Source organism: Streptomyces puniciscabiei (genome assembly GCF_006715785.1).
Classification (GTDB): Bacteria; Actinomycetota; Actinomycetes; order Streptomycetales; family Streptomycetaceae; genus Streptomyces; species Streptomyces puniciscabiei.
The window spans coordinates 5,572,357-5,592,387 of sequence record NZ_VFNX01000001.1; the positions used below are offsets into that span (position 1 = coordinate 5,572,357).

A 20,031-nucleotide genomic window follows, 5' to 3' on the forward strand; every position below is an offset into this window, starting at 1 on the left:
CAGGTGACGCCCCGCTTCCCGCAGCGCGCGGGGAGCGGGGCGTCACCCGTTCGGCCCACCTGCCGGGCGGCACCCGGCCCGGGCGGCGCACCCTGGACTGAGCGTTCACCTCGCGCGTCCCTCCCCAGCCCTGCCGAGGAGGTCCCCTTGTGCGCCTGTCCAGAAGCCTGGCCCCGGTGACCGTGGCCGTGGCCCTCGTGCTCTCCCTGCCGTACGACGCGATGCCCTACGCGCGTGTGCACGACGGAAAGCCTCCCGCGCCGAGCCTCTTCGGGGCCGCCTGCCGTACGACCGTCCACAGCTCCCATGTGGTGGCCTACTGCCACAATCCCTATGTCGACACCGATCGCGTACGGCTGCACATCAAGTGCGCCCGCTGGTGGGACATCGCCACCGACAGCGCACCGGTGGACACCCTTCCGGCCATGACCGTACGGCTCAACGGCCGGTGCTGGAAGGAAGTCCGCTCGGTCTGGATCAGCCACCAGAAGGTGCGCTGAACCGGCCCGGCCGGCACAGGAACGGATAGCTCGCGGCCTCGGCGGCCGCCGCCTCCGCGTCCCCGGCGCGGATCGCGTCCAGCAGGCGCGTGTGGTCCATGTACGTCTCCGGAGTCAGCTTCGCTCCCACGTCCGCGCGCAGCCAGTCCCGCAGCACCTCGCCCAGATCGGCGTACATCGCGGTGATGACGTCGTTGTGCGAGGCGGCCACGACGGCCAGGTGGAAGGTGGCGTCGGCGGCCACGAAGGCCTCCGCCTCGCCGGTCTCCCAGGCGACCTCGCGCCGGTCCAGCAGCGCGTCCAGCTGCTTGAGGTCCTTCTCGGTGCGCCGCTCGGCGGCCAGCTTCGCCGCGGCCGACTCCAGCGCGGCGCGCAGCTCGGCGATGTGCCGGGGATCGGCGTCGGCGAACCGGCGGTGCATCACACCGGCCAGCTCGCTCGTCGCGACCACATAGGTGCCGGAGCCCTGCCGGATGTCCAGCAGTCCGTTGTGGGCGAGCGCGCGTACGGCCTCGCGGACCGTGTTGCGGGCCACGCCGAGCTGCTCGACCAGCTCCGGCTCGGTCGGGATGCGCGAGCCGACCGGCCACTCGCCGGAGGTGATCTGGTTGCGCAGTTCGGCGATGACCTGCTCGGACAGCGCCGAACGGCGCGGGTGGCTCAGGGGCATGGCACACCTTCGCACGCGAGGCCCGGGCGGAGACGCCACGGGGATGGACAACCAATCATCCCATGATTCTATGATGGCCTCATGGCACGTGAAACCAGGACAGCTCAGACCCGTACGGCGACATCACCGACCGAACGCGGTACGGCCGCCCCGACGAGCACCCCCGAGACGAACACCGGCGCGGGCCGCACGCGCGCGTGGGCGACCCGCCTGGTGGTCGTCGGCATCGTCCTGTCCGCGCTGAACCTCCGTCCGGCCATCACGAGCCTCGGCGCGCTCCTGGAGGAGGTCCGCGACGGGCTCGGCATGAGCGGCAGCGTGGCCGGCCTGCTCACCTCCGTGCCCCCGCTCTGCTTCGCGGTCTTCGGCATCACCGCGCCCCGGCTGGCCCGCCGCTTCGGTCCGGCCGCCGTGGTGTGCGCCGGCATGGTCGCCATCACCGCCGGCCTGCTGATACGGCCGTATCTCGGCAACACCGCCGGCTTCCTGGCCGCCAGCGCGCTCGCCCTGATGGGCATCGCCGTCAGCAACGTGCTCATGCCGGTCATCGTCAAGCGCTGGTTCCCCGACCGGGTCGGCTCCATGACCGGCCTGTACTCCATGGCCCTCGCCCTCGGCACCTCCGCCGCCGCAGCGGTGACCGTTCCCCTGACCGACGCCCTCGGCGGCAGCTGGCGGTCCGGCCTCGCCGTGTGGGCCGCGCTCGCGGGCGCCGCCGTCCTGCCCTGGCTGCCGCTGCTCAAGGAGCGCGGCGCCGGCACCACACCCGCACAGCCGGGGCAGCAGCGCGCGGCGGAGGAACCGCACGCCGGGGAACAGCGCGTCGCAGAACAGCCACTGCGCATCGCCCGCAGCCGCACCGCCTGGGCGCTCGCCGTCTTCTTCGGCCTCCAGGCCACCGCCGCCTACATCACCATGGGCTGGATGCCGCAGATCTTCCGCGACGCGGGCGTCCCGGCCGGCACCGCGGGCGTGCTGCTCGCCGTCACCATGGTCATGGGTGTCCCGCTGGCCTTCGTCATCCCGCGGGTCGCCACCCGGCTGCCCCATCAGGGGCCGATCGTGCTGGTCCTGGGCATGTGCGGGCTCGCCGGATACGCCGGGCTGTACCTCGCCCCGGCCGTCGGCGCCTGGGCCTGGGCGGTACTGCTAGGCGTCTCCAACTGCGCCTTCCCGCTGGCCCTGACCATGGTCGGCATGCGAGCCCGCAGCGGGCCGGGCGTCGCCCAGCTGTCCGCGTTCGCGCAGAGCACCGGCTATCTGATCTCCATCCCCGGCCCGCTGCTGGTCGGCGTGCTCTACCAGCAGAGCGGCGGCTGGGGCCTGCCGATCGCCCTCATGACGGGCCTGATGCTGCCGCAGATGGCGGTGGGCTTCCTGGCGGGCCGCGACCGCACGGTGGAGGACGAGGCGACGCGCTAGGAGGCACTTTCCATGCCCCGGAGGGCGGTTAGGAGGCACTTTCCGTGCCCCGGAGGGCGGTGGGGAAGCCCGGACGCCCTGCGGGGCTGTGGGGAGACCGCAGCTGATGGGACCTGGGGACAGAGGCCGGCACGCGCCCGGCGGGACGGCCGGCCGTCGCACGCGGGGCCGTACTGCACGGTTCGGCCGGCTTCTTGGACCGAGGGGGCGCCAGTGCAGGTTCGTGCCGGCGGCCGGACGGCTCCGGGCGCCTGCGCGCGCGACGGCCGCATCGCCCACGGGGCCCGTCGACAGACTCGCCCCGCCGGGTCCGCGTGCCGTCGGCCGCATCGCCGACCGATCCGTGCGCGACACCGGAGCCGGCCCACCAGGCCGGGGCGGCGCCGATCCGGCCCCGCCGGCGCGCGGCGTGACTGGCGCCCCCGGTCCACCCCGGCGGAACGCGGGGTGCGAGACTGGGCGCATGCAGCCTGTGCTCGACCCGAACCCGCAGAACGGCCAGAAGAAGATGCTGCTCGTCTTCGGCTCGTTCTTCGCCATCTTCGTGATCATCGCCGTCATCGCGACCCTCGCATCCCCCTGACGGCCGCGTCCCGGCCCCGCCTCCCGGCGGATGGTGGGGTTGACCCCACCATCCCCTAGGGGGAAAGGGTCAGGGTCAACTGGGTGGAAGTCCGGATGGGTTGGCGGCCCCGGATTCCGTAGCTTCGAGATGTGACCGCACGACCCGGTCACGGACCCGCTCGAAGACCCACGGAGGCGATCATGTCGGCCCGCACCCACTCCCGGCCCCACCCGGCGACCACGGGCGGCGTCGACATCCGGCTGCCCTGGTGGGCCCTCGCCCTCCCCGCGCTCGCCTTCATCGCACTGCTGGCGCTGATACTGAACCCGTCGGACGCCCACGCGGCGAGCGGCGATCCGGCCATCACGCACCTCTTCGAGCGCGCCCACCAACTCCTCACGCGCTGACCACAAGCCTCCGTACGCGGTGAATCCGCATGTCAACTCCCTGCGCCGCATGGCCTGTTTCATGCGAAGCTGGATCTCATGAGCGCCGCAGAACCTCGCACGATCGTCCTCCTCCGGCATGCGAAAGCCGACTGGCCCCAGGTGTCCGACCATGAGCGCCCGCTCGCCGAGCGGGGCCGCAAGGACGCCGCGGTCGCCGGACGCAAGCTGGCCGACACCGGCATCACCTTCGATCTCGCCCTGTGCTCCACCGCCGTCCGGACCCGCGAGACATGGAAACTCGCCGTCCACGAGCTGGCGCACCGGCCGAAGACCAACTACGAGGAGCGGGTCTACGAGGCCTCGCCCGGCGAACTGATCGCCGTGCTGAACGAGACCCCGGACGACGTGCGGAACGTGATCCTGATCGGCCACAACCCGGGCGTCCACGGCCTGGCCGAGATCCTGTCCGGCACCGCCGAGGGCGACGCCCGCGACCGGATGAACCGCCGCGGATTCCCGGCCGCCGCCTTCGTGCGGCTGTCCTTCGACGGCCCCTGGAAGAGTCTGGAGCCGGGCGTGGCCACGCTCGAGGACTACTGGGCGCCCGCCGAGTGACCTCGCCCGTGCGCAAGGGCCCGGCACCGCCGCGGTGCCGGGCCCTCACGCATCCGGGCCGGTTCAGCCCTCGTCGTGCGTGTCCGCCGCCTCGACCTCTTCGCGGGTGACGCCCAGCAGATACAGGACCGTGTCGAGGAAGGGGAAGTTCACCGCCGTGTGCGCCGCCTCGCGGACCACCGGCTTGGCGTTGAAGGCGACGCCCAGACCGGCCGCGTTCAGCATGTCCAGGTCGTTGGCGCCGTCACCGATCGCCACCGTCTGCGACAGCGGCACCCCGGCCTCCGCGGCGAACCGGCGCAGCAGCCGCGCCTTGCCCGCGCGGTCCACGATCTCACCGGTGACCCGGCCGGTGAGCCTGCCATCGACGATCTCCAGCGTGTTGGCCTGCGCGAAGTCCAGGCCCAACCGTTCCTTCAGGTCGTCCGTCACCTGGGTGAAGCCCCCGGAGACGACCCCGACCTGGTAACCGAGCCGCTTCAGTGTGCGGATCAGGGTGCGGGCGCCCGGCGTCAGCCGGACCTCCTCGCGCACCTTCTCCACCACGGAGGCGTCCAGCCCCTTCAGCAGCGCCACGCGCGCGTGCAGTGACTGCTCGAAGTCCAGTTCCCCGCGCATCGCCGCCGCCGTCACCTCGGCGACCTTGTCCTCGCAGCCCGCGTGCGCCGCGAACAGCTCGATGACCTCGTCCTGGATCAGCGTCGAGTCCACGTCCATGACCACCAGGCGCTGAGCGCGCCGGTGCAGCCCCGCCGCGACGACCGCGACATCGACACCCAGTGCCGCCGCGTCCGTGACCAGGGCCGTGCGCAGCGGCTCGGTCTCCACGCCGGAGACCGCGAACTCCACTGCCGTCACCGGGTACTTGGCGAGCCGGAAGATACGGTCGATGTTGCCGCCGGCCTTCGCGATCCGGTCGGCGATGGCGGCCGTGGACTCGGCGGTCAGCGGGTGGCCGAGGACCGTCACCAGCGAACGCCCGAGGCCGCGCGGCCGGTTGTCGCCGTGCCCCGAGATGATCTCCGCCTGCATCTTCATCGACTCGGCCCAGCTGTGCACGGTGGCCCTCAGGTCGCCCTCCAGGCCGGCCGGCGGCTGCGTCACCAGCGCGCACAGCACCAGGCGGCCCCGGGTGACGACCTGCTCGATGTCGACCACGTCGACGAGGTAGGCGGCGAGGGTGTCGAAGAGGCCCGCCGTGATGCCCGGCCGGTCCTTGCCGAAGATCTTGACGAGGAGGGTGGGGACCTCGGGGGTCTGTGAAGCGGAGGTCTGCGAAGCGCTCATGGTGTCACCACCGTATCCGGCACCCAGTGCCGTCCGCCGCCGAGGTCCGACTGACGGACACGGAACAATGGATGTCCCACCGGTGTCAGGGATCTTGCCGCCGGAAGACGCCGCCCGCCCGCACACGGCGTTCCCCGGCTCCACCACGACTGTGCCACGAGATGCGCTCACGGGCATGGACAGAGGGAAGGGACGGGGCCAGGCAAGGGCGGCATGGTTCCCGCCCCCCGCGCCCAACCCCTCCGCGTCACCCCCGGCGCTTCGGTTCCCCCGGTTCCCGCGGTGGCGCCGGTGGTGGAGGCGGTGGCGGTGGGGGCCATTCGGTGCCGTCCCGCCGCTGCGAGCGGTCGCCGGGCCGCGCTGGGGGACGGCGCCGGGCCGGAGGGGGAGCGGCGTCGAGCGGCCGGGCGACGGTCGGGGCGCCGTACATGTCGTCCCCGGCGCCCGGCGCTCCGTCACCCGGTGGATCCTCGTCCAGGGCAGGCGGCCCCTGGACATCCTCCGGCACCCGGAGGTACGGATTCGTGTCCGGGTTCGGCGGCCGGTACGGCGTGCTCGGCGCATACGGCCCGACACCGCTGCCCGGTCCCGGGTCACCGGCGCCCGGGCCGGCGCCGGGGCCGGGGTGCGGAGCCGACCCGGCCGCACGCCTGTACCCCGAGCCGTCGGCCTCACCACCGCCGACACCCCCGTACCCGGCCTCCCGGGCCTCCCCGGCCTCACCACCGCCGGCACCCCCGTGCACCGGACTCCCGCCGGCCCCGCCGTACCTCCCGCCGGCACCGTCACCCCCACCCGCAGCGTTCCCCGGCGCCCCCCGCGCCGCCCAAGTCGCTCGTGCCCCCGCCGCCCCGGTCGCCCAGGCCGTCAGGGCGCCGATCGCACCGGCGCCCGCGCCCCACACGGCGCCGAGCAGCAGGGCCGGGCCGAGGTGGCCGTGCAGGTCGAGGCCCGCGCCGAAGGCGTCGAAGCCGAGGACGGAGAGGGAGGCGGTGAGGGACACGGCCGTCAGCCGGGCGAGCAGGGGGAGGGCGAGCGCGGTGGTGATCGCGAGGCGCAGCCCGCACCGGACGGCGAACGCGGGGGCGCTGTCGGCGTGCCGTACGACCGGTGTGCGGACGGCCGTCAGGACACCGGTCAGCAGCATCGCCAGTGCCGCGGCCACCGCCAGCAGCCACACCCGGCCGTCGAGGCCGGCCAGCCGGCCCAGCGTCACGGGCTGATCGGTGTGCGCATTGAGGAGCTGGTTCAGCGGATGGGGGAGGGACCGCCCGAGGATCCCGGAGGCGTGGCCGTCCCAGGGGACGAAGAGACCGAGCGGGAGGCCCAGCCAGACGCCGTTCGGCGCGCCGAGCAGGGCCGCGCCGGCGATCCGCCCGGGACGGTCGTCGCCGAGCGCCGCGTACGCCGCCGCCGCGAGCCCCGCCGCCACGGTCACCAGCAGCACGGTGACGAGGGCCGAGACCGCCGGCCGTACCACCCGGTGCACGGCGGACCAGCCCGGTGGCAGGGGAGCGCGCCGGGAGGCGAGCAGGGCGATCAGCAGAACGCCGGCACACCACAGCGCGCCGCCGGGCAGTGTGGCCGCCGGGTCCACGGTGAAGCCGACCGCGGCCTTGGCATGGACGAGGCCGCCGATCCGGTCCGGCAGCAGTCCGCCCACGTCGCCGAGGCCGGGGATGCTCAGTCCGCCGCCTCCCCTGCCGCCCGCGCCCGGCAGTTTGTCCAGCCCGAGCGAGCCGCCGTCGATGGTGACGACGTCGTGGCCGGCCCAGGCGAGACCACCGAGCAGCGCGACGAAGAGCGCGACCACCGTGCCCGCGCGGGCGAGGAGTTCGGCGGGGGCGATCACAACTCCGGCCGTGCGCAAGGACCGTAGGAAGAACCACGACAGCAGCAGGGCACCAGCGAGGCTCACCCCGAGTGGCGTGATGTCGATGGCGGTGTGGGCCTCGGCGCCTTTCAGTCCGAACACGGACACATCGCCCGAGGGCTGGACCGAACCACCCGCCCCGAGTGCCACAACGGCCGCCGTCATGGGGCCCAGTGCGCCCGCCGAGTCCGCCTTCAGAAGGTGCAGGCCGAGCGCGGCCGTGCCCGCCATCCCGATCAACGCCCAGCTCACCGTGGCGATCGCGGACAGCACAACGTCCTTCCAGGGCACGGTCGTGACGTGCCGCGCGGCCTCGGCACTCGTGGCAGACCTCATGGCAGACCCCCCGATCCGCGGCGCGGCACCGGTGCCGCACCTGTCCCCCTCGCCGGGATTACCACTCTCCGGCCCGGTTTCAACCCCGTCAACGGGGTGAGTTGAAGCGCGCGCGGGCGCCCGTTGACAAGGCCCGGGTTTCGGTCAGCCGGCCGGGCCTGAAATAGTTCCCCCCGATGTTCGACATCCCTAGACTCCCTGTGATGGGGGTAATTCGGGGGACAACTCAGTGGGGCATGGAGTGCCGGAACTCGTACTGCAATCAAACGGACGGACCTGGACGCTGGACCCGTCCAGGCCCTACACCCTCGGCCGCGATCCGCAGGGTGACATCGTCTTCGACGACGCCAGGGTGTCCTGGCGGCACGCCACGGTCAGCTTCAACGGCCGCAGTTGGGTCATCGAGGACCACGGCAGCACCAACGGCACATTCGTGCAGGGCCGGCGGATCCAGCAGCTGGAGATCGGGCCGGGGGCGTCGCTGCACCTGGGCAACGCGACCGACGGACCGCGGCTGGACCTGTCGGGCGCCGCGGCCGGCCAGCAGCAGCCGGCACCGTACGCGGCGCAGGGCGCCGGGGCGCCGGGCTGGGCCCAGCAGGCCCCGCAGCAGGCACCCGCCGCGGGGCAGGCCGCCGCACAGCCGCAGGCCCAGCAGGCACCGGCCGCGCAGCAGGCCGTACCGCACCAGGCGGTCGCGCAGCAGCAGGCCCCCCAGCCGGGCTGGCAGCAGCAGGCGCCCGCGTTCCCGCAGCAGGCGGGGTCCGCGGACCCGTACGCGCAGAAGACGCCCGGTGGTGGCGCGGGGGCGCCGCCGGTCTACGGCGACCGCAGCCCGACCACGTTCCACCAGTTCGCCGTCGGCCGGGTGATGCGCATCGGCCGTGCCCTGGAGAACGACCTGGTCGTCTCGGACCTCCAGGTCTCCCGGAACCACGCCGAGTTCCACGCCACGCCGGACGGCCGGCTGGAGATCCGCGACCTGGGCTCGCACAACGGCACCTACGTCAACGGCCAGCCGATCCCCAAGGGCGGCTCGGTGCAGCTGGGCCCGGCCGACATCGTCGGCGTCGGCCACTCCACGTTCCGGATCGTCGGCGACCGGCTCGAGGAGTTCGTCGACACCGGTGAGGTCTCCTTCTCCGCGCGCCATCTGACCGTCACGGTCGACGGCGGCAAGCAGATCCTGAAGGACGTCTCCTTCGGCGTCCCGGAGAAGTCCCTGATCGCGGTCATCGGCCCCTCCGGCTCCGGCAAGTCGACCCTGCTCAAGGCGCTCACCGGCTACCGGCCCGCCAACCAGGGCGAGGTGCTGTACGACAACCGCAACCTGTACAAGCAGTTCGCCGAGCTGCGCCAGCGCATCGGTCTGGTCCCGCAGGACGACATCCTGCACAAGGAGCTGACCGTCAAGAAGGCCCTGAAGTACGCGGCCAAGCTGCGCTTCCCGTCCGACACCACCGCGCAGGAACGTGACGCCCGCATCGACGAGGTGCTGCGCGAGCTCAAGCTGGACATCCACAAGGACAAGAAGGTCACCTCGCTGTCCGGCGGCCAGCGCAAGCGTGTCTCGGTGGCCCTGGAGCTGCTGACCAAGCCCTCGCTGATCTTCCTGGACGAGCCGACCTCGGGCCTCGACCCGGGCATGGACCGCGACGTCATGCAGCTGCTGCGCGGCCTCGCCGACGACGGCCGTACCGTCCTCGTGGTCACCCACTCGGTGGCCGAGCTGGCGCTGTGCGACAAGCTGCTGGTGATGGCGCCGGGCGGCGCGGTCGCCTACTTCGGCCCGCCGGAGGAGGCGCTGAACTTCTTCGGCTACGACAGCTGGGCCGACGTCTTCTCCGCCTTCGAGAACTACCGCGACTACGACTGGGCGGGCCGCTGGAAGGGCTCGCAGCACTACCAGATGTACGCCGCGGACATCGACGCCGTTGCGCCGCAGTCCGTACCGATGCATCCCATGCAGCCGATCAAGCCGCCCAAGCCGCAGGGCTGGGGTTCGCAGCTGGTCACCCTGATCCGCCGCTACGCCTCGGTGATCGCCTCCGACCGCGGCTTCATCGCCCTGATGTTCCTGCTGCCGGCCGTGCTCGGCGTGGTGAGCACGCTGATCCCGGCCGAGTACGGTCTCGGCCTCGGCCCCGCGCGGACCCACTTCACCAACCGGGACGGCAGCACGATCCTGCTCATCCTCGCCGTGGGCGCCTGCTTCGCCGGCGCCGCGAACTCCGTGCGTGAGCTGATCAAGGAACGGGTCATCTACGAACGGGAGCGGGCGACCGGCCTGTCCCGCTCGGCGTACCTGATGTCCAAGGTGATCGTGCTCGGCGCGATCACGATGCTGCAGGGCGGCATCATCGGCGCGATCGGCCTGCTCTTCCGCGGTGACAAGGTGCCGCAGGAGGGCCTGCTGCTGAAGAACTCGCCGGTCCTGGAGCTCACCCTGCCGATCATGGCGCTCGGCTTCACCTCGATGATGATCGGCCTGATCATCTCCTCGCTGGTGAAGACCGCCGAGAAGACCATGCCGCTGCTGGTGATGTTCGCGATCGTCCAGGTCGTCTTCACCGGCTGCCTCTTCCAGCTGCACGGCAAGGTCGGCGTCGATCAGATCTCCTGGCTGATGCCCGCCCGCTGGGCGGTGTCCGCGGCGGGCGCCACGGCCCAGCTGAACGTGCTGCTGCCCTGGGACCCCGCCAACCCGGACCCGCTGTGGGACCACACGCTCGGCCACTGGCTCGCCGACATGGGCGTGCTCCTGGGGCTCGGCGTGCTCTGCGGCTTCGTCGTGGCCCGCTTCCTGCGCCGCCACGAGCCGGAGGTCATGCGCAAGTAGCCGCGCCGGTACGACGCGAAGGGCGGCACCCCGCAATGGGGTGCCGCGCTTCGGCGTCACGTCGCTGAGGTCCGCGCCAGGCCTCAGTACGCGCTGTTGACGTTGTCCATGGAGCCGTACCGGTGGGCCGCGTAGTTGGCGGCGGCGGTGATGTTGGCGACCGGGTCGTAGATGTTCCACGACGTACCGGGCACGTGGTAGGCGTTGAAGGTGGGCTGGATCACCTGCAGCAGACCCTTGGACGGAATGCCGTTGATCGCGTTGATGTCCCAGTTGTTGATGGCCATCGGGTTGCCCGAGGACTCCCGCATGATGTTGCGGTAGAGGCCGTTGTAGCTGCCCGGGATGCCCTTGGAGCGCATGATGTCCAGCGACTGCCGGATCCAGCCGTCCAGGTTGTTCGCGTACGTCTTCGCGGCGACCGGCTGCATGTCGATCCGCTGGGTGGAGCGGCTCGCGGCCTCCTTGGCGGCGCGGTCCTGCGCGGCCTTCTTGGCTGCGGCCTCGGCTGCGGCCTTCTTCGCGGCCTCGGCGCGCTGCTTGGCGGCGGCGGCCTCGGCGGCGGCCTTCTTCTGCGCGGCGAAGGTGTCGAGCTTGACCGTCTCGGTGGCGAGCTGGTCGGTGACCGTGCCCTTGACGTTCTTCAGCGTCTTGCCGCCGGCGACCTGAGCGGCCGTGGCCGGGGAGCCGGTGGTGACCGTGTCGGCGCTGCTGGGAACGGCCGAGACGGCGATGGCGGCGGTGCCGAGGCAGGCGATGCCGGCGATGGCGATCTTGTGCTGCTTGGTCAGGGCACTATGAGCACGGTTGAGGATGTTCTTGGGCATGGCTGATGGACCTCTTCGATAGCGCGGAGGTCGCTCCTGCGTCCGCCGGGGGAATCGGCTCCTCCCACACGAACGCCGCGGGCCGGGACCCACGGCGCTGAGCGACGGGAGCAATTCTTAGCTGGCGCAAAATTCCCAGGCAAAGGTGTGACGTACGATCCTCGATAGTGGATCACAGAAGTGCAAAACGGGACAGACTGGACCGTCTGCCCCGTTCATGTGGGATGGTTTATCTCCTATGCCTGTTCGTACGTGATGTGGGCCCTATGCGCGGGCTCACATCGGCGACGTAACAGTCTCACCATGAGTTGCCATCGCAACGCTCTGCGTGAGTGCCCTCCTCCGGCAGGATGAGATGGACGTCGCCGAACTCGTGCCACAGGTAGAGCCCCCGGAGCGCCTCCTCATAGGCACGGTCGACCGCGGCCGGCCCCGCCACCGCCCGCAGCATCAGCAGATGCGAGGCCTCCGGCTCGTGCAGCCCGGTCAGCAGCCCCTCCACCACCCGCACCCCGCGCCCGGGCGTCACGACCAGGTCCGTCCACCCCTCGGCCGCCCGTACCACCCCGTCCGGCCCGGCCGCCGACTCCACCGCCCGCACGGCAGTCGTACCGACGGCGATCACCCGCCCGTCACCCGCCCTCGCGGCGTTGACCAGCCGCGCCGACGTCTCCGGCACCGAGAACCGCTCCGGATACGGCGGCTCGTGCGCCTCCGCCGACGCCACCCCCGTGTGCAGCGTGACCGGCGCGAACTGCACACCCCGGCTCACCAGCTCCGCCACCAGGGACGCGGTGAAGGGGCGCGCCGCACTCGGCATCTCCGCGCTGCCCGCCCCGTCCGGCGACGGCAGCGCGAAGACCGTCTGGTACACCGACAGCGGCTGGTCGCTCTCCGTATAGGAGTAGCGAATGGGCCGCCCGTGCGCGCGCAGCATCGCGAGGACGTCCCCTTCCGCCCGGGCCCACCGGAGCCGCTCCCCGCGCGGACTCAGCGGCTCCTGCAGTACCAGCCGCCCCGCCCCCGGCAGCACCACCTCCGTACTCGCGCGCGTGCCCGTACGCGCGCGCGTGGTACCTCGCCCATCCGGTTCGCGCAGCTCCACCGCCCACCGGCCGTCGTCCCCGCGCGTGGAGAAATGCACCACCACGCGCGCGTGCCCGGTCCGCCCGTCCACCGCGGCGGCCAGCGTGGGGGAGGTGTTGACCACCAACAGGTCCCCGGCCCGCAGCAGCCGCGGCAGCTCCCGGAACCCGTGGTGCGTCACCTCCGTGCCCCGCGACACCAGCAGCCGTACGGCGTCCCGGTCCAGCCCCGGACCCCGCTGCTCGACGGGCACGCGCGCGGACAGCTCCGGAGGGACCCGCACGAGGACGGTCACAGCGCCTCCAGCAGCGCCTGAGCCGTGTACCGGCCGCTCGGCGGGCGGCGGTCCAGCAGCCGCACGAAAGCGGGAGCGATCTCCTCCGGCGCTGGCGTCCCCGACAGATCCTCCCCGGGTTCGGCGGCGGCCAGCATGTCCGTGCGCATCCCGCCCGGATCGACCCACCAGACCCGCAGCTCCGGCTCCTCCACCGCCAGCACCGCCGAGAGCTGGTCCACCGCCGCCTTCGTCGCCCCGTACGCGCCCCATGCGCGGTAGGCCTCCACCGCCGCGTCCGAGCTCACGTTGATCACCGCACCCGCCGGGGCCTCCCGCAGCAGCGGCAGCGCCTCGCGCAGCAGGCCCAGCGGAGCCACCACATTGGTCTCCAGCGCCGCCCGGAAGCCGTTCAGCGACTGGGCACCGAGCGGCACCAGGGGCTCGGCCCCCAGGATCCCCGCGTTGTTCACCACCAGATCGACACCGCCGAGCGTGCGGGCCGCGGCCACCAGCTCCGCCCGGTGCCCTGCGTCCGTCACGTCCCCGGCGTGCGCCGCCACGCGCGTGCCGTGCCCCGCGACGCTCTCCGCGGCCTCCTTGAGGGCCCCTGCGCCCCGGGCGTCCAGCACCAGGTCCCAGCCCCGCTTGGCGAGTGCCTCCGCGAGTGCCCGCCCCAGGCCCTTCGAGGCCCCCGTGATGATCGCCACCGGCATGACTACCGTCCCCTCGTCGACTCCCGCCCCCGTCGGGCGGTGACCACACCGTAGGAACGGACCCGTCCCGGCCGCCTCGGACGCGGGCCGCAAACCGGAGGGGGCCTTCGGCGTAGACCGCACGCCCGGGCCCCGGGCCCTACACCGATCGCCCGGCGCCCGGGGTCCTACACCGGCCGCCCTAGGACCAGCGGACCGGGCCCCGCCGTCACAGGTCCGATCCGCTTGTCATACCCCGCCGGTACCGTGAGGGCATGAGTCAAGGCCCCCGGTCCGGCCTCGCAGCGGTCAGTTCCGCGCTGCTGGCCATGAGCAGGCATCTGGAGGTGCGCGACGTCCTGAAGACGATCGTCGCCTCCGCCCGCGAGCTGCTGGACGCGCAGTACGCCGCCCTCGGCGTCCCCGACGACCACGGCGGCTTCGCCCAGTTCGTCGTCGACGGCGTCAGCGACGCCCAGTGGAAGGCCATCGGCCCGCTGCCCCGCCAGCACGGCATCCTCGCCGCGATGCTGCACGAGGCCCGCCCCGAGCGGCTCGCCGACGTGCGCAAGGACCCCCGCTTCGAGGGCTGGCCGTCCGCACACCCCGAGCTGGCCGACTTCCTGGGCCTGCCCATCCGCGACGGCGACGAGGTCATCGGCGCACTGTTCCTCGCGAACAAGAACTGCGCGAAACGCGAGGGGAGTTGCGGCTTCACCGAGGAGGACCAGGACCTGCTGGGCATCCTCGCCCAGCACGCCGCGATCGCCCTCACCAACGCCCGCCTGTACGAGCGCAGCCGCGAACTGACCATCGCCGAGGAACGCTCCCGCCTCGCCCACGAACTGCACGACGCGGTCAGCCAGAAGCTCTTCTCCCTGCGCCTGACCGCCCAGGCGGCGGCGGCGCTCGTCGACCGCGACCCCGCCCGCGCCAAGGGCGAACTGCACCAGGTCGCCGCCCTCGCCGCCGAGGCCGCCGACGAACTGCGCGCCGCCGTGGTGGAGTTGCGCCCCGCCGCGCTGGACGAGGACGGCCTGATCGCCACCCTGCGCACCCAGACCCAGGTCCTCGACCGCGCCCACACCGCGCGCGTGACCTTCACCAGCAACGGCTTCCGCGCCCTGCCCGCCGCCCAGGAGGAGGCCCTGCTCAGGGTCGCCCAGGAAGCCCTGCACAACGCGCTGCGCCACTCCGGCGCCGACCACGTCGAGGTGAGCGTGGGGCGGCGCGGCTGCGGAGCCGTGCTGCGCGTCACCGACGACGGCAGCGGCTTCGACCCGAAGGCGGTCCGCCGCGCCGGTCGGCATCTGGGCCTGGTCTCGATGCGGGACCGCGCGAGCGGGGTCGGCGGCACGCTGACCGTGGAGTCGGTGCCCGGCGAGGGCACCACGATCGAGATGGAGGTCCCCGGTGGCTGACGCGATCAGGGTGCTGCTCGTCGACGACCACCAGGTCGTCCGCCGGGGCCTGCGCACCTTCCTGGAGGTGCAGAACGACATCGAGGTGGTCGGCGAGGCCGCCGACGGCGCCGAGGGCGTCGCCCGTGCCGAGGAACTGCGCCCGGACGTCGTCCTGATGGACGTCAAGATGCCGGGCATGGACGGCGTCGAGGCCCTGCGCCGGCTGCGCGAACTCGACAATCCCGCGCGCGTGCTCATCGTCACCAGCTTCACCGAGCAGCGCACGGTCGTACCGGCCCTGCGCGCGGGCGCCGCCGGATACGTCTACAAGGACGTGGACCCCGACGCCCTCGCCGGCGCCATCCGCTCCGTGCACGCCGGCCACATCCTGCTCCAGCCCGAGGTCGCCGGCGCCCTGCTCTCCCAGGATGAGGTCAACTCCGGCCAGAGCAGAGGAGGTTCGCTCACCGACCGGGAGCGCGAGGTGCTCGGCCTGATCGCGGACGGCCGCTCCAACCGCGAGATCGCCCGCGCCCTCGTGCTGTCCGAGAAGACCGTCAAGACGCATGTCTCCAACATCCTGATGAAACTCGACCTCGCCGACCGCACCCAGGCCGCGCTGTGGGCCGTACGCCATGGCGTGACCGGCTGAAACGCCCTCCCCAAGGCCTCACCCACGGCAACACCCCAGGATGAGATTCATACCGTCGTGGGAATGTCACCCGGACGGCGCATCCTCCGGCGATCTCCGCCGTTCTCCAGTGCGTGCTGCGGCGAACCGCCGCGGTGAACGTCTAGGAGGGGTTGGAAAGTGAAGAACCTGAAGAAGGCCGCGGCCGTGACGATGGTGGCCGGTGGCCTGCTGGCGGCCGGCGCGGGGATGGCCTCCGCCACGGAGGGCGCCCACGCCTGCGGCGAGGCCCAGGGCTCCCCGGGCGTCATCTCGGGCAACGTCATCCAGGCCCCGGTGCACATCCCGGTGAACGCGGTCGGCAACAGCGTGAGCGTCGTCGGCGTGCTGAACCCGGCCTTCGGCAACCTCGGCGTCAACCACTGAGGTCCGGCCGACAGTGACCACCAGGCCTCCCGGTGCCCACCGGGGGGCCCAGGCCCTGTCGTCGAACTCCCCCCAGCCTTCAGGCCGGGAGGTGCCCCCAGCCCCGCGACGCCATGCACGCTCCCCCACTGCCTCAAGGGCGGGGGAAGTGCCCCCACTCGCACCGGACGCCGCAGGGCCCGCCCTCCGGGCGGACGGGCGGGGTTCGACGACAGGGCCCGGTCACGTTGCCGTACGACCGCGGTCGTCCCGGCACACCGGCTACCGGGCTCCGCGCTCCCGCTCCTCCACGATGGAGTTGTACGCCGCCACCTGCGCCCGCCGGGCCGTGCGCTCCACGGGCCGCAGCGCCTCCGCCCGTGCGGCCATCTCCGAGGAGCTGACCGCACCTCCGTGCCCGTTGCCGTACGCCAGCGACACCAGCAGCGCGACCCGCTGCGCCAGTTCCAGCACCCGCACCGCACGCGACGGATACCCGGGCGCCAGCACCTCCCGCCCCCGCTCGGCCCGCGCCCGGTACGCGTCGATCGCCGCCTCCGCCACCGGACCCGACCCGGCGACGTCCAGCTTCGACAGCACCTCGGTCGCCTCGCGCAGCGCCTCCGCGAGCTCCCGCTCGGCCTCGCCCAGCGAGGGCACATCGGCGGGCGGCGCCTCCCGCACCGGCAGTACCTGCCAGACGACCTCGGCATGTACATCACCCTCGGGCCCGGCCTCGTACACCTGAGGCACCAGCCCGAACGCGGCGCCGTAGCAGACCACCGCCTCCTCGGCCTCCAGCGCCCGCGCATTGAACTCGGGCGGACCGCTCAGCCCCAGCGGATGCCCCGGCGTCGGCAGCGCGACCCGCAGCCCGGTCGCCCCCAGCGTCCGCAGCCGCCCCAGCGCGAGCGTGAGCCCGACCTGCGCGGACTCCCCGGGCAGCCCCTCCACCCGGTGCACGGTGTCCTCGCCCACGATGGCGAGCGCGGCGTCATCCGGAGAGACAAGTCCGGCCAAAAGGGCATTTCCCCAAGCGGCGAGGCGTCCTGAACGCGGTTCCGTGAGCATGCCCCCACCCTAAGGACCGGACCGATGGAATGGAGCGGGGCACTCGTGGCGTAGATTTCATAAGGGCTGCGCCCACAGGCGCGGCGGACCGAGCCACAGGCGTACGCGACAGCCGAGACCGGCCACACTGCAAGGGGAGACAACGCGCTCATGAGCGATGTTCTGGAGCTTCAGGACGTATCCGTGGTCCGCGAGGGCCGGGCTCTGGTGGACCAGGTCTCCTGGTCGGTGAAGGAGGGCGAGCGCTGGGTCATCCTCGGCCCCAACGGCGCCGGCAAGACCACCCTCCTGAACGTCGCCTCCAGCTACCTCTTCCCCAGCAAGGGCACCGCCACCATCCTCGGCGACACCCTCGGCAAGGTCGACGTCTTCGAGCTGCGCCCCCGCATCGGCGTGGCCGGCATCGCCATGGCCGAGAAGCTCCCGAAGCGCCAGACGGTCCTGGAGACGGTCCTCACGGCCGCCTACGGCATGACCGCCCACTGGCAGGAGGAGTACGACGAGGTCGACGAGCAGCGAGCCCGCGCCTTCCTCGACCGCCTCGGCATGAGCGACTACCTCGACCGCCGCTTCGGCACCCTCTCCGAGGGCGAGCGCAAGCGCACCCTCATCGCCCGCGCCCTGATGACCGACCCCGAGCTGCTCCTGCTCGACGAGCCCGCCGCCGGCCTCGACCTCGGTGGCCGCGAGGACCTGGTCCGCCGCCTCGGCCGGCTCGCGCGCGACCCCATCGCCCCCTCGATGATCATGGTGACGCACCACGTCGAGGAGATCGCCCCCGGCTTCACCCACGTCCTGATGATCCGCCAGGGCAAGGTCCTCGCCGCCGGCCCGATCGAGCTGGAACTGACCTCCCGCAACCTCTCCCTCTGCTTCGGCCTCCCGCTCGTCGTCGAGCAGGTCGGCGACCGCTGGACGGCCCAGGGCCTGCCCCTGTCCTGATCCTTCGCCCGAGGCGGTCCCGAGCCCGGCCGCACTCCCTTTCGCGCCCTGTCCGCCGCCCGACCCCGGCCCTAACATGACCGTGTGAACGACATCGACGCATGGGTGTGGTGGCTCGTCGGCGCGGCGGCGCTCGGAATCCCGCTCGTGGTCACCGCCATGCCGGAGTTCGGCATGCTCGCGGTGGGAGCCGTCGCGGCCGCCGTGGTCGCCGCCCTCGGCTTCGACGGCGTGATCCAGGTCCTCGCGTTCGTCGTCGTCTCCGTCGCGCTCATCGCCGTCGTCCGCCCCATCGCGGCCCGGCACGGCAGACAACGCCCCCAACTCGCCACCGGAATCGACGCCTTGAAGGGCAAACAGGCCGTCGTCCTGGAGCGCGTCGACGGCTCCGGCGGCCGCATCAAGCTGGCCGGAGAGATCTGGTCGGCCCGCGCCCTCGACACCGGACGCGCCTACGAGGTGGGCCAGGAGGTGGACGTCGTGGACATCGAAGGGGCCACCGCCATCGTCATCTGAGGCATCGGGCCTCCTTCATCTGAGGCATCCGGCCCACGAGTTGGGCGACGGTCTGTCAGACTCGACCAGCAAGATCTTCTGCAACCACGAGATCTGCCGAAGGCGCCGAGGCGGAGAGGGGTACGGGGAACACGATGGAACCGGTCATCATCGTCCTGGTCATTCTGGTGGTGTTGGTCTTCATCGCCCTGATCAAGACCATCCAGGTCATCCCACAGGCCAGCGCCGCCATCGTCGAGCGCTTCGGCCGCTACACACGCACCCTGAACGCGGGCCTGAACATCGTGGTCCCGTTCATCGACACCATCCGCAACCGCATCGACCTGCGCGAACAGGTCGTACCGTTCCCGCCGCAGCCGGTGATCACCCAGGACAACCTGGTGGTCAACATCGACACGGTCATCTACTACCAGGTCACGGACGCCCGTGCGGCCACCTACGAGGTCGCCAGCTACATCCAGGCCATCGAGCAGCTCACCGTCACCACGCTCCGCAACATCATCGGCGGCATGGACCTCGAACGCACCCTGACCTCCCGCGAGGAGATCAACGCCGCCCTGCGCGGCGTCCTCGACGAGGCAACGGGCAAATGGGGCATCCGAGTCAACCGAGTCGAGCTGAAGGCGATCGAACCGCCCACCTCCATCCAGGACTCGATGGAGAAGCAGATGCGCGCCGACCGTGACAAGCGCGCCGCGATCCTCACCGCCGAAGGTACGCGCCAGGCCGCCATCCTCACCGCCGAGGGCGAGAAGCAGTCCCAGATCCTGCGCGCGGAAGGTGAGGCCAAGGCCGCCGCCCTGCGCGCCGAGGGCGAGGCCCAGGCGGTCCGTACGGTCTTCGAGGCCATCCACGCCGGCGACCCCGACCAGAAGCTCCTGTCCTACCAGTACCTGCAGATGCTCCCGAAGATCGCCGAGGGCGACGCCAACAAGCTCTGGATCGTCCCCAGCGAAATCGGCGACGCCCTCAAGGGCCTCTCCGGCGCCATGGGCAACTTCGGCCCCCTCGGCGGCGGAGGCCAGGGCAACGGCGGAGCCAACGTCCCCGCCCAGAACAACGGCCCGGGCACCGAACGCCGCGAGAAGCCGAGCATCGACTGAAGTGCCTCGTACGTCAAAGGGGCCCACCTTCCCCAGGAAGGTGAGCCCCTTTCGCACAGCCTATGCGGCGCTCTGCCCCAGCCATGCCGGCAACGCCTCGAAGTCCTCGTGCCCCAGAGCCAAGAGCATCGCATCCGCCGGCGTCGGCTCAAAAGGCTCCCGCAGCAAGGTCATCCCGGCCTCCTCCGGAGTCCGGTCGGCCTTCCGGTGATTGTCCTCCGCACACGCGGCCACGGTGTTCAGCCACGTGTCCTGCCCACCCTGCGCCCGCGGCACCACATGGTCCACGGTCGTCGCCCTGCGCCCGCAGTACGCGCACCGGTGCCGGTCCCGGACCAGCACCCCCCGCCTCGACCACGGAGCCTGTCTTCGGAACGGCACCCGTACGTACCTGCACAGCCTGATCACCCGGGGCGCGGGTATGTCCACATCGGCGCCGCGCATCCGCAGTTCGGGATGGGCCTGCTCGACGACGGCCTTGTCCTGGAGCACCAGAACGACGGCTCGATTCAGCGTCACCGTCGACAGCGGCTCGAAGCTCGCGTTCAGCACCAGCGTGTCCCGCATCCAGCCCACCTCCCG

20 protein-coding genes are annotated in these 20,031 nt (G+C 72.1%); 12 read left to right on the forward strand and 8 right to left on the reverse strand.

From position 1 onward, the window contains the following. Positions 1 to 149: 149 nt before the first annotated feature. Positions 150 to 500: a hypothetical protein gene (locus FB563_RS25795; RefSeq protein WP_055710236.1), complete on the forward strand. Its 351-nt coding sequence runs from the start codon at positions 150 to 152 to the stop codon at positions 498 to 500. Here the strand turns inward: FB563_RS25795 and FB563_RS25800 are convergent. Next, positions 478 to 1,170 carry a FadR/GntR family transcriptional regulator gene (locus tag FB563_RS25800; protein ID WP_055710235.1) on the reverse strand — a complete coding sequence of 231 codons (693 nt, stop codon included), beginning with the start codon at positions 1,168 to 1,170 and terminating at the stop codon, positions 478 to 480. The two genes, FB563_RS25795 and FB563_RS25800, sit on opposite strands and share 23 nt — an antisense overlap. Before the next feature lie 81 nt (positions 1,171 to 1,251). Here FB563_RS25800 and FB563_RS25805 point away from each other — a divergent pair, with 81 nt between their 5' ends. The 4 genes from FB563_RS25805 (at position 1,252) to FB563_RS25815 (ending at position 4,161) form a co-directional block, all read left to right on the forward strand. After that, positions 1,252 to 2,592 (forward strand): CynX/NimT family MFS transporter, encoded by a 1,341-nt coding sequence (locus tag FB563_RS25805; protein WP_055710234.1) that lies wholly within the window; start codon positions 1,252 to 1,254, stop codon positions 2,590 to 2,592. Positions 2,593 to 3,055: 463 nt separating this feature from the next. Next, entirely contained in the window at positions 3,056 to 3,175 is a 120-nt protein-coding gene (locus FB563_RS44960) for an SGM_5486 family transporter-associated protein (RefSeq protein WP_023551744.1), read from the forward strand. Between the two features lie 182 nt (positions 3,176 to 3,357). After that, a complete protein-coding gene (locus FB563_RS25810) occupies positions 3,358 to 3,564 on the forward strand; it encodes a hypothetical protein (RefSeq protein WP_055710233.1) in 207 nt (68 codons plus the stop codon). A gap of 78 nt (positions 3,565 to 3,642) precedes the next feature. Beyond that, on the forward strand, positions 3,643 to 4,161 hold the full coding sequence (locus FB563_RS25815; protein WP_055710232.1) for a SixA phosphatase family protein: 519 nt from the start codon (positions 3,643 to 3,645) through the stop codon (positions 4,159 to 4,161). Positions 4,162 to 4,224: 63 nt separating this feature from the next. Here FB563_RS25815 and serB read toward each other — a convergent pair whose 3' ends face one another. Together serB and FB563_RS25825 are read right to left on the reverse strand one after the other, a co-directional pair. Further along, positions 4,225 to 5,448 (reverse strand): phosphoserine phosphatase SerB, encoded by a 1,224-nt coding sequence (gene serB / locus FB563_RS25820; RefSeq protein ID WP_055710231.1) that lies wholly within the window; start codon positions 5,446 to 5,448, stop codon positions 4,225 to 4,227. Positions 5,449 to 5,695: 247 nt separating this feature from the next. Beyond that, positions 5,696 to 7,657, reverse strand: a complete 1,962-nt coding sequence (locus tag FB563_RS25825; protein WP_142218923.1) for a streptophobe family protein — start codon at positions 7,655 to 7,657, stop codon at positions 5,696 to 5,698. Positions 7,658 to 7,898: 241 nt separating this feature from the next. Between FB563_RS25825 and FB563_RS25830 the strand changes: the two genes are divergently transcribed. Further along, the gene (locus tag FB563_RS25830; protein WP_055705541.1) at positions 7,899 to 10,496 is read left to right on the forward strand and encodes an FHA domain-containing protein; all 2,598 of its coding nucleotides are present in this window, start codon (positions 7,899 to 7,901) and stop codon (positions 10,494 to 10,496) included. A gap of 83 nt (positions 10,497 to 10,579) precedes the next feature. Here the strand turns inward: FB563_RS25830 and FB563_RS25835 are convergent, their stop codons facing one another. From FB563_RS25835 to FB563_RS25845, 3 genes are all read right to left on the reverse strand, one after another. Further along, the gene (locus FB563_RS25835) at positions 10,580 to 11,323 is read right to left on the reverse strand and encodes a transglycosylase SLT domain-containing protein (protein WP_142218924.1); all 744 of its coding nucleotides are present in this window, start codon (positions 11,321 to 11,323) and stop codon (positions 10,580 to 10,582) included. A gap of 298 nt (positions 11,324 to 11,621) precedes the next feature. Beyond that, the gene (locus FB563_RS25840; RefSeq protein WP_142218925.1) at positions 11,622 to 12,704 is read right to left on the reverse strand and encodes an S-adenosylmethionine:tRNA ribosyltransferase-isomerase; all 1,083 of its coding nucleotides are present in this window, start codon (positions 12,702 to 12,704) and stop codon (positions 11,622 to 11,624) included. Next, positions 12,701 to 13,399 carry an SDR family NAD(P)-dependent oxidoreductase gene (locus FB563_RS25845; RefSeq protein ID WP_055710147.1) on the reverse strand — a complete coding sequence of 233 codons (699 nt, stop codon included), beginning with the start codon at positions 13,397 to 13,399 and terminating at the stop codon, positions 12,701 to 12,703. Before FB563_RS25845 ends, FB563_RS25840 begins: the two co-directional genes overlap by 4 nt. 254 nt (positions 13,400 to 13,653) lie before the next feature. On the opposite strand from FB563_RS25845, the gene FB563_RS25850 reads away from it, so the two are divergent. From FB563_RS25850 to chpE, 3 genes are all read left to right on the forward strand, one after another. Further along, entirely contained in the window at positions 13,654 to 14,799 is a 1,146-nt protein-coding gene (locus FB563_RS25850; protein ID WP_055710146.1) for a GAF domain-containing sensor histidine kinase, read from the forward strand. Further along, positions 14,792 to 15,433 carry a response regulator gene (locus tag FB563_RS25855; RefSeq protein WP_055710145.1) on the forward strand — a complete coding sequence of 214 codons (642 nt, stop codon included), beginning with the start codon at positions 14,792 to 14,794 and terminating at the stop codon, positions 15,431 to 15,433. The genes FB563_RS25850 and FB563_RS25855 overlap by 8 nt, the downstream gene beginning before the upstream one ends. Positions 15,434 to 15,592: 159 nt before the next feature. Beyond that, on the forward strand, positions 15,593 to 15,838 hold the full coding sequence (gene chpE, locus FB563_RS25860; protein WP_055710144.1) for a chaplin ChpE: 246 nt from the start codon (positions 15,593 to 15,595) through the stop codon (positions 15,836 to 15,838). Between the two features lie 261 nt (positions 15,839 to 16,099). Here chpE and FB563_RS25865 read toward each other — a convergent pair whose 3' ends face one another. Continuing rightward, entirely contained in the window at positions 16,100 to 16,888 is a 789-nt protein-coding gene (locus FB563_RS25865) for a hypothetical protein (protein ID WP_079049110.1), read from the reverse strand. Positions 16,889 to 17,038: 150 nt separating this feature from the next. Between FB563_RS25865 and FB563_RS25870 the strand changes: the two genes are divergently transcribed. The 3 genes from FB563_RS25870 to FB563_RS25880 all read left to right on the forward strand — a co-directional run bounded on the left by FB563_RS25870 (position 17,039) and on the right by FB563_RS25880 (position 19,449). Further along, the gene (locus tag FB563_RS25870; protein ID WP_055710142.1) at positions 17,039 to 17,830 is read left to right on the forward strand and encodes an ABC transporter ATP-binding protein; all 792 of its coding nucleotides are present in this window, start codon (positions 17,039 to 17,041) and stop codon (positions 17,828 to 17,830) included. An 84-nt stretch (positions 17,831 to 17,914) separates the two neighbouring features. After that, entirely contained in the window at positions 17,915 to 18,346 is a 432-nt protein-coding gene (locus FB563_RS25875) for an NfeD family protein (RefSeq protein WP_055710141.1), read from the forward strand. Positions 18,347 to 18,480: 134 nt separating this feature from the next. Continuing rightward, positions 18,481 to 19,449: an SPFH domain-containing protein gene (locus FB563_RS25880; RefSeq protein ID WP_055710140.1), complete on the forward strand. Its 969-nt coding sequence runs from the start codon at positions 18,481 to 18,483 to the stop codon at positions 19,447 to 19,449. 60 nt (positions 19,450 to 19,509) lie between these two features. On the opposite strand, the gene FB563_RS25885 is transcribed toward FB563_RS25880, so the two are convergent. Continuing rightward, positions 19,510 to 20,016 carry an HNH endonuclease gene (locus FB563_RS25885; RefSeq protein ID WP_055710149.1) on the reverse strand — a complete coding sequence of 169 codons (507 nt, stop codon included), beginning with the start codon at positions 20,014 to 20,016 and terminating at the stop codon, positions 19,510 to 19,512. Positions 20,017 to 20,031 lie beyond the last annotated feature (15 nt).

What these genes read in the sequence shown, in the direction of transcription:
- FB563_RS25800 (WP_055710235.1), bottom strand. Translation starts at nt 1,170, where the DNA reads ATGCCCCTGAGCCACCCGCGCCGTTCGGCGCTGTCCGAGCAGGTCATC.
- FB563_RS25805 (WP_055710234.1), top strand. Translation starts at nt 1,252, where the DNA reads ATGGCACGTGAAACCAGGACAGCTCAGACCCGTACGGCGACATCACCG.
- FB563_RS44960 (WP_023551744.1), top strand. Translation starts at nt 3,056, where the DNA reads ATGCAGCCTGTGCTCGACCCGAACCCGCAGAACGGCCAGAAGAAGATG.
- FB563_RS25810 (WP_055710233.1), top strand. Translation starts at nt 3,358, where the DNA reads ATGTCGGCCCGCACCCACTCCCGGCCCCACCCGGCGACCACGGGCGGC.
- FB563_RS25815 (WP_055710232.1), top strand. Translation starts at nt 3,643, where the DNA reads ATGAGCGCCGCAGAACCTCGCACGATCGTCCTCCTCCGGCATGCGAAA.
- serB (WP_055710231.1), bottom strand. Translation starts at nt 5,448, where the DNA reads ATGAGCGCTTCGCAGACCTCCGCTTCACAGACCCCCGAGGTCCCCACC.
- FB563_RS25825 (WP_142218923.1), bottom strand. Translation starts at nt 7,657, where the DNA reads ATGAGGTCTGCCACGAGTGCCGAGGCCGCGCGGCACGTCACGACCGTG.
- FB563_RS25835 (WP_142218924.1), bottom strand. Translation starts at nt 11,323, where the DNA reads ATGCCCAAGAACATCCTCAACCGTGCTCATAGTGCCCTGACCAAGCAG.
- FB563_RS25845 (WP_055710147.1), bottom strand. Translation starts at nt 13,399, where the DNA reads ATGCCGGTGGCGATCATCACGGGGGCCTCGAAGGGCCTGGGGCGGGCA.
- FB563_RS25850 (WP_055710146.1), top strand. Translation starts at nt 13,654, where the DNA reads ATGAGTCAAGGCCCCCGGTCCGGCCTCGCAGCGGTCAGTTCCGCGCTG.
- FB563_RS25865 (WP_079049110.1), bottom strand. Translation starts at nt 16,888, where the DNA reads ATGCTCACGGAACCGCGTTCAGGACGCCTCGCCGCTTGGGGAAATGCC.
- FB563_RS25870 (WP_055710142.1), top strand. Translation starts at nt 17,039, where the DNA reads ATGAGCGATGTTCTGGAGCTTCAGGACGTATCCGTGGTCCGCGAGGGC.
- FB563_RS25880 (WP_055710140.1), top strand. Translation starts at nt 18,481, where the DNA reads ATGGAACCGGTCATCATCGTCCTGGTCATTCTGGTGGTGTTGGTCTTC.
- FB563_RS25885 (WP_055710149.1), bottom strand. Translation starts at nt 20,016, where the DNA reads ATGCGGGACACGCTGGTGCTGAACGCGAGCTTCGAGCCGCTGTCGACG.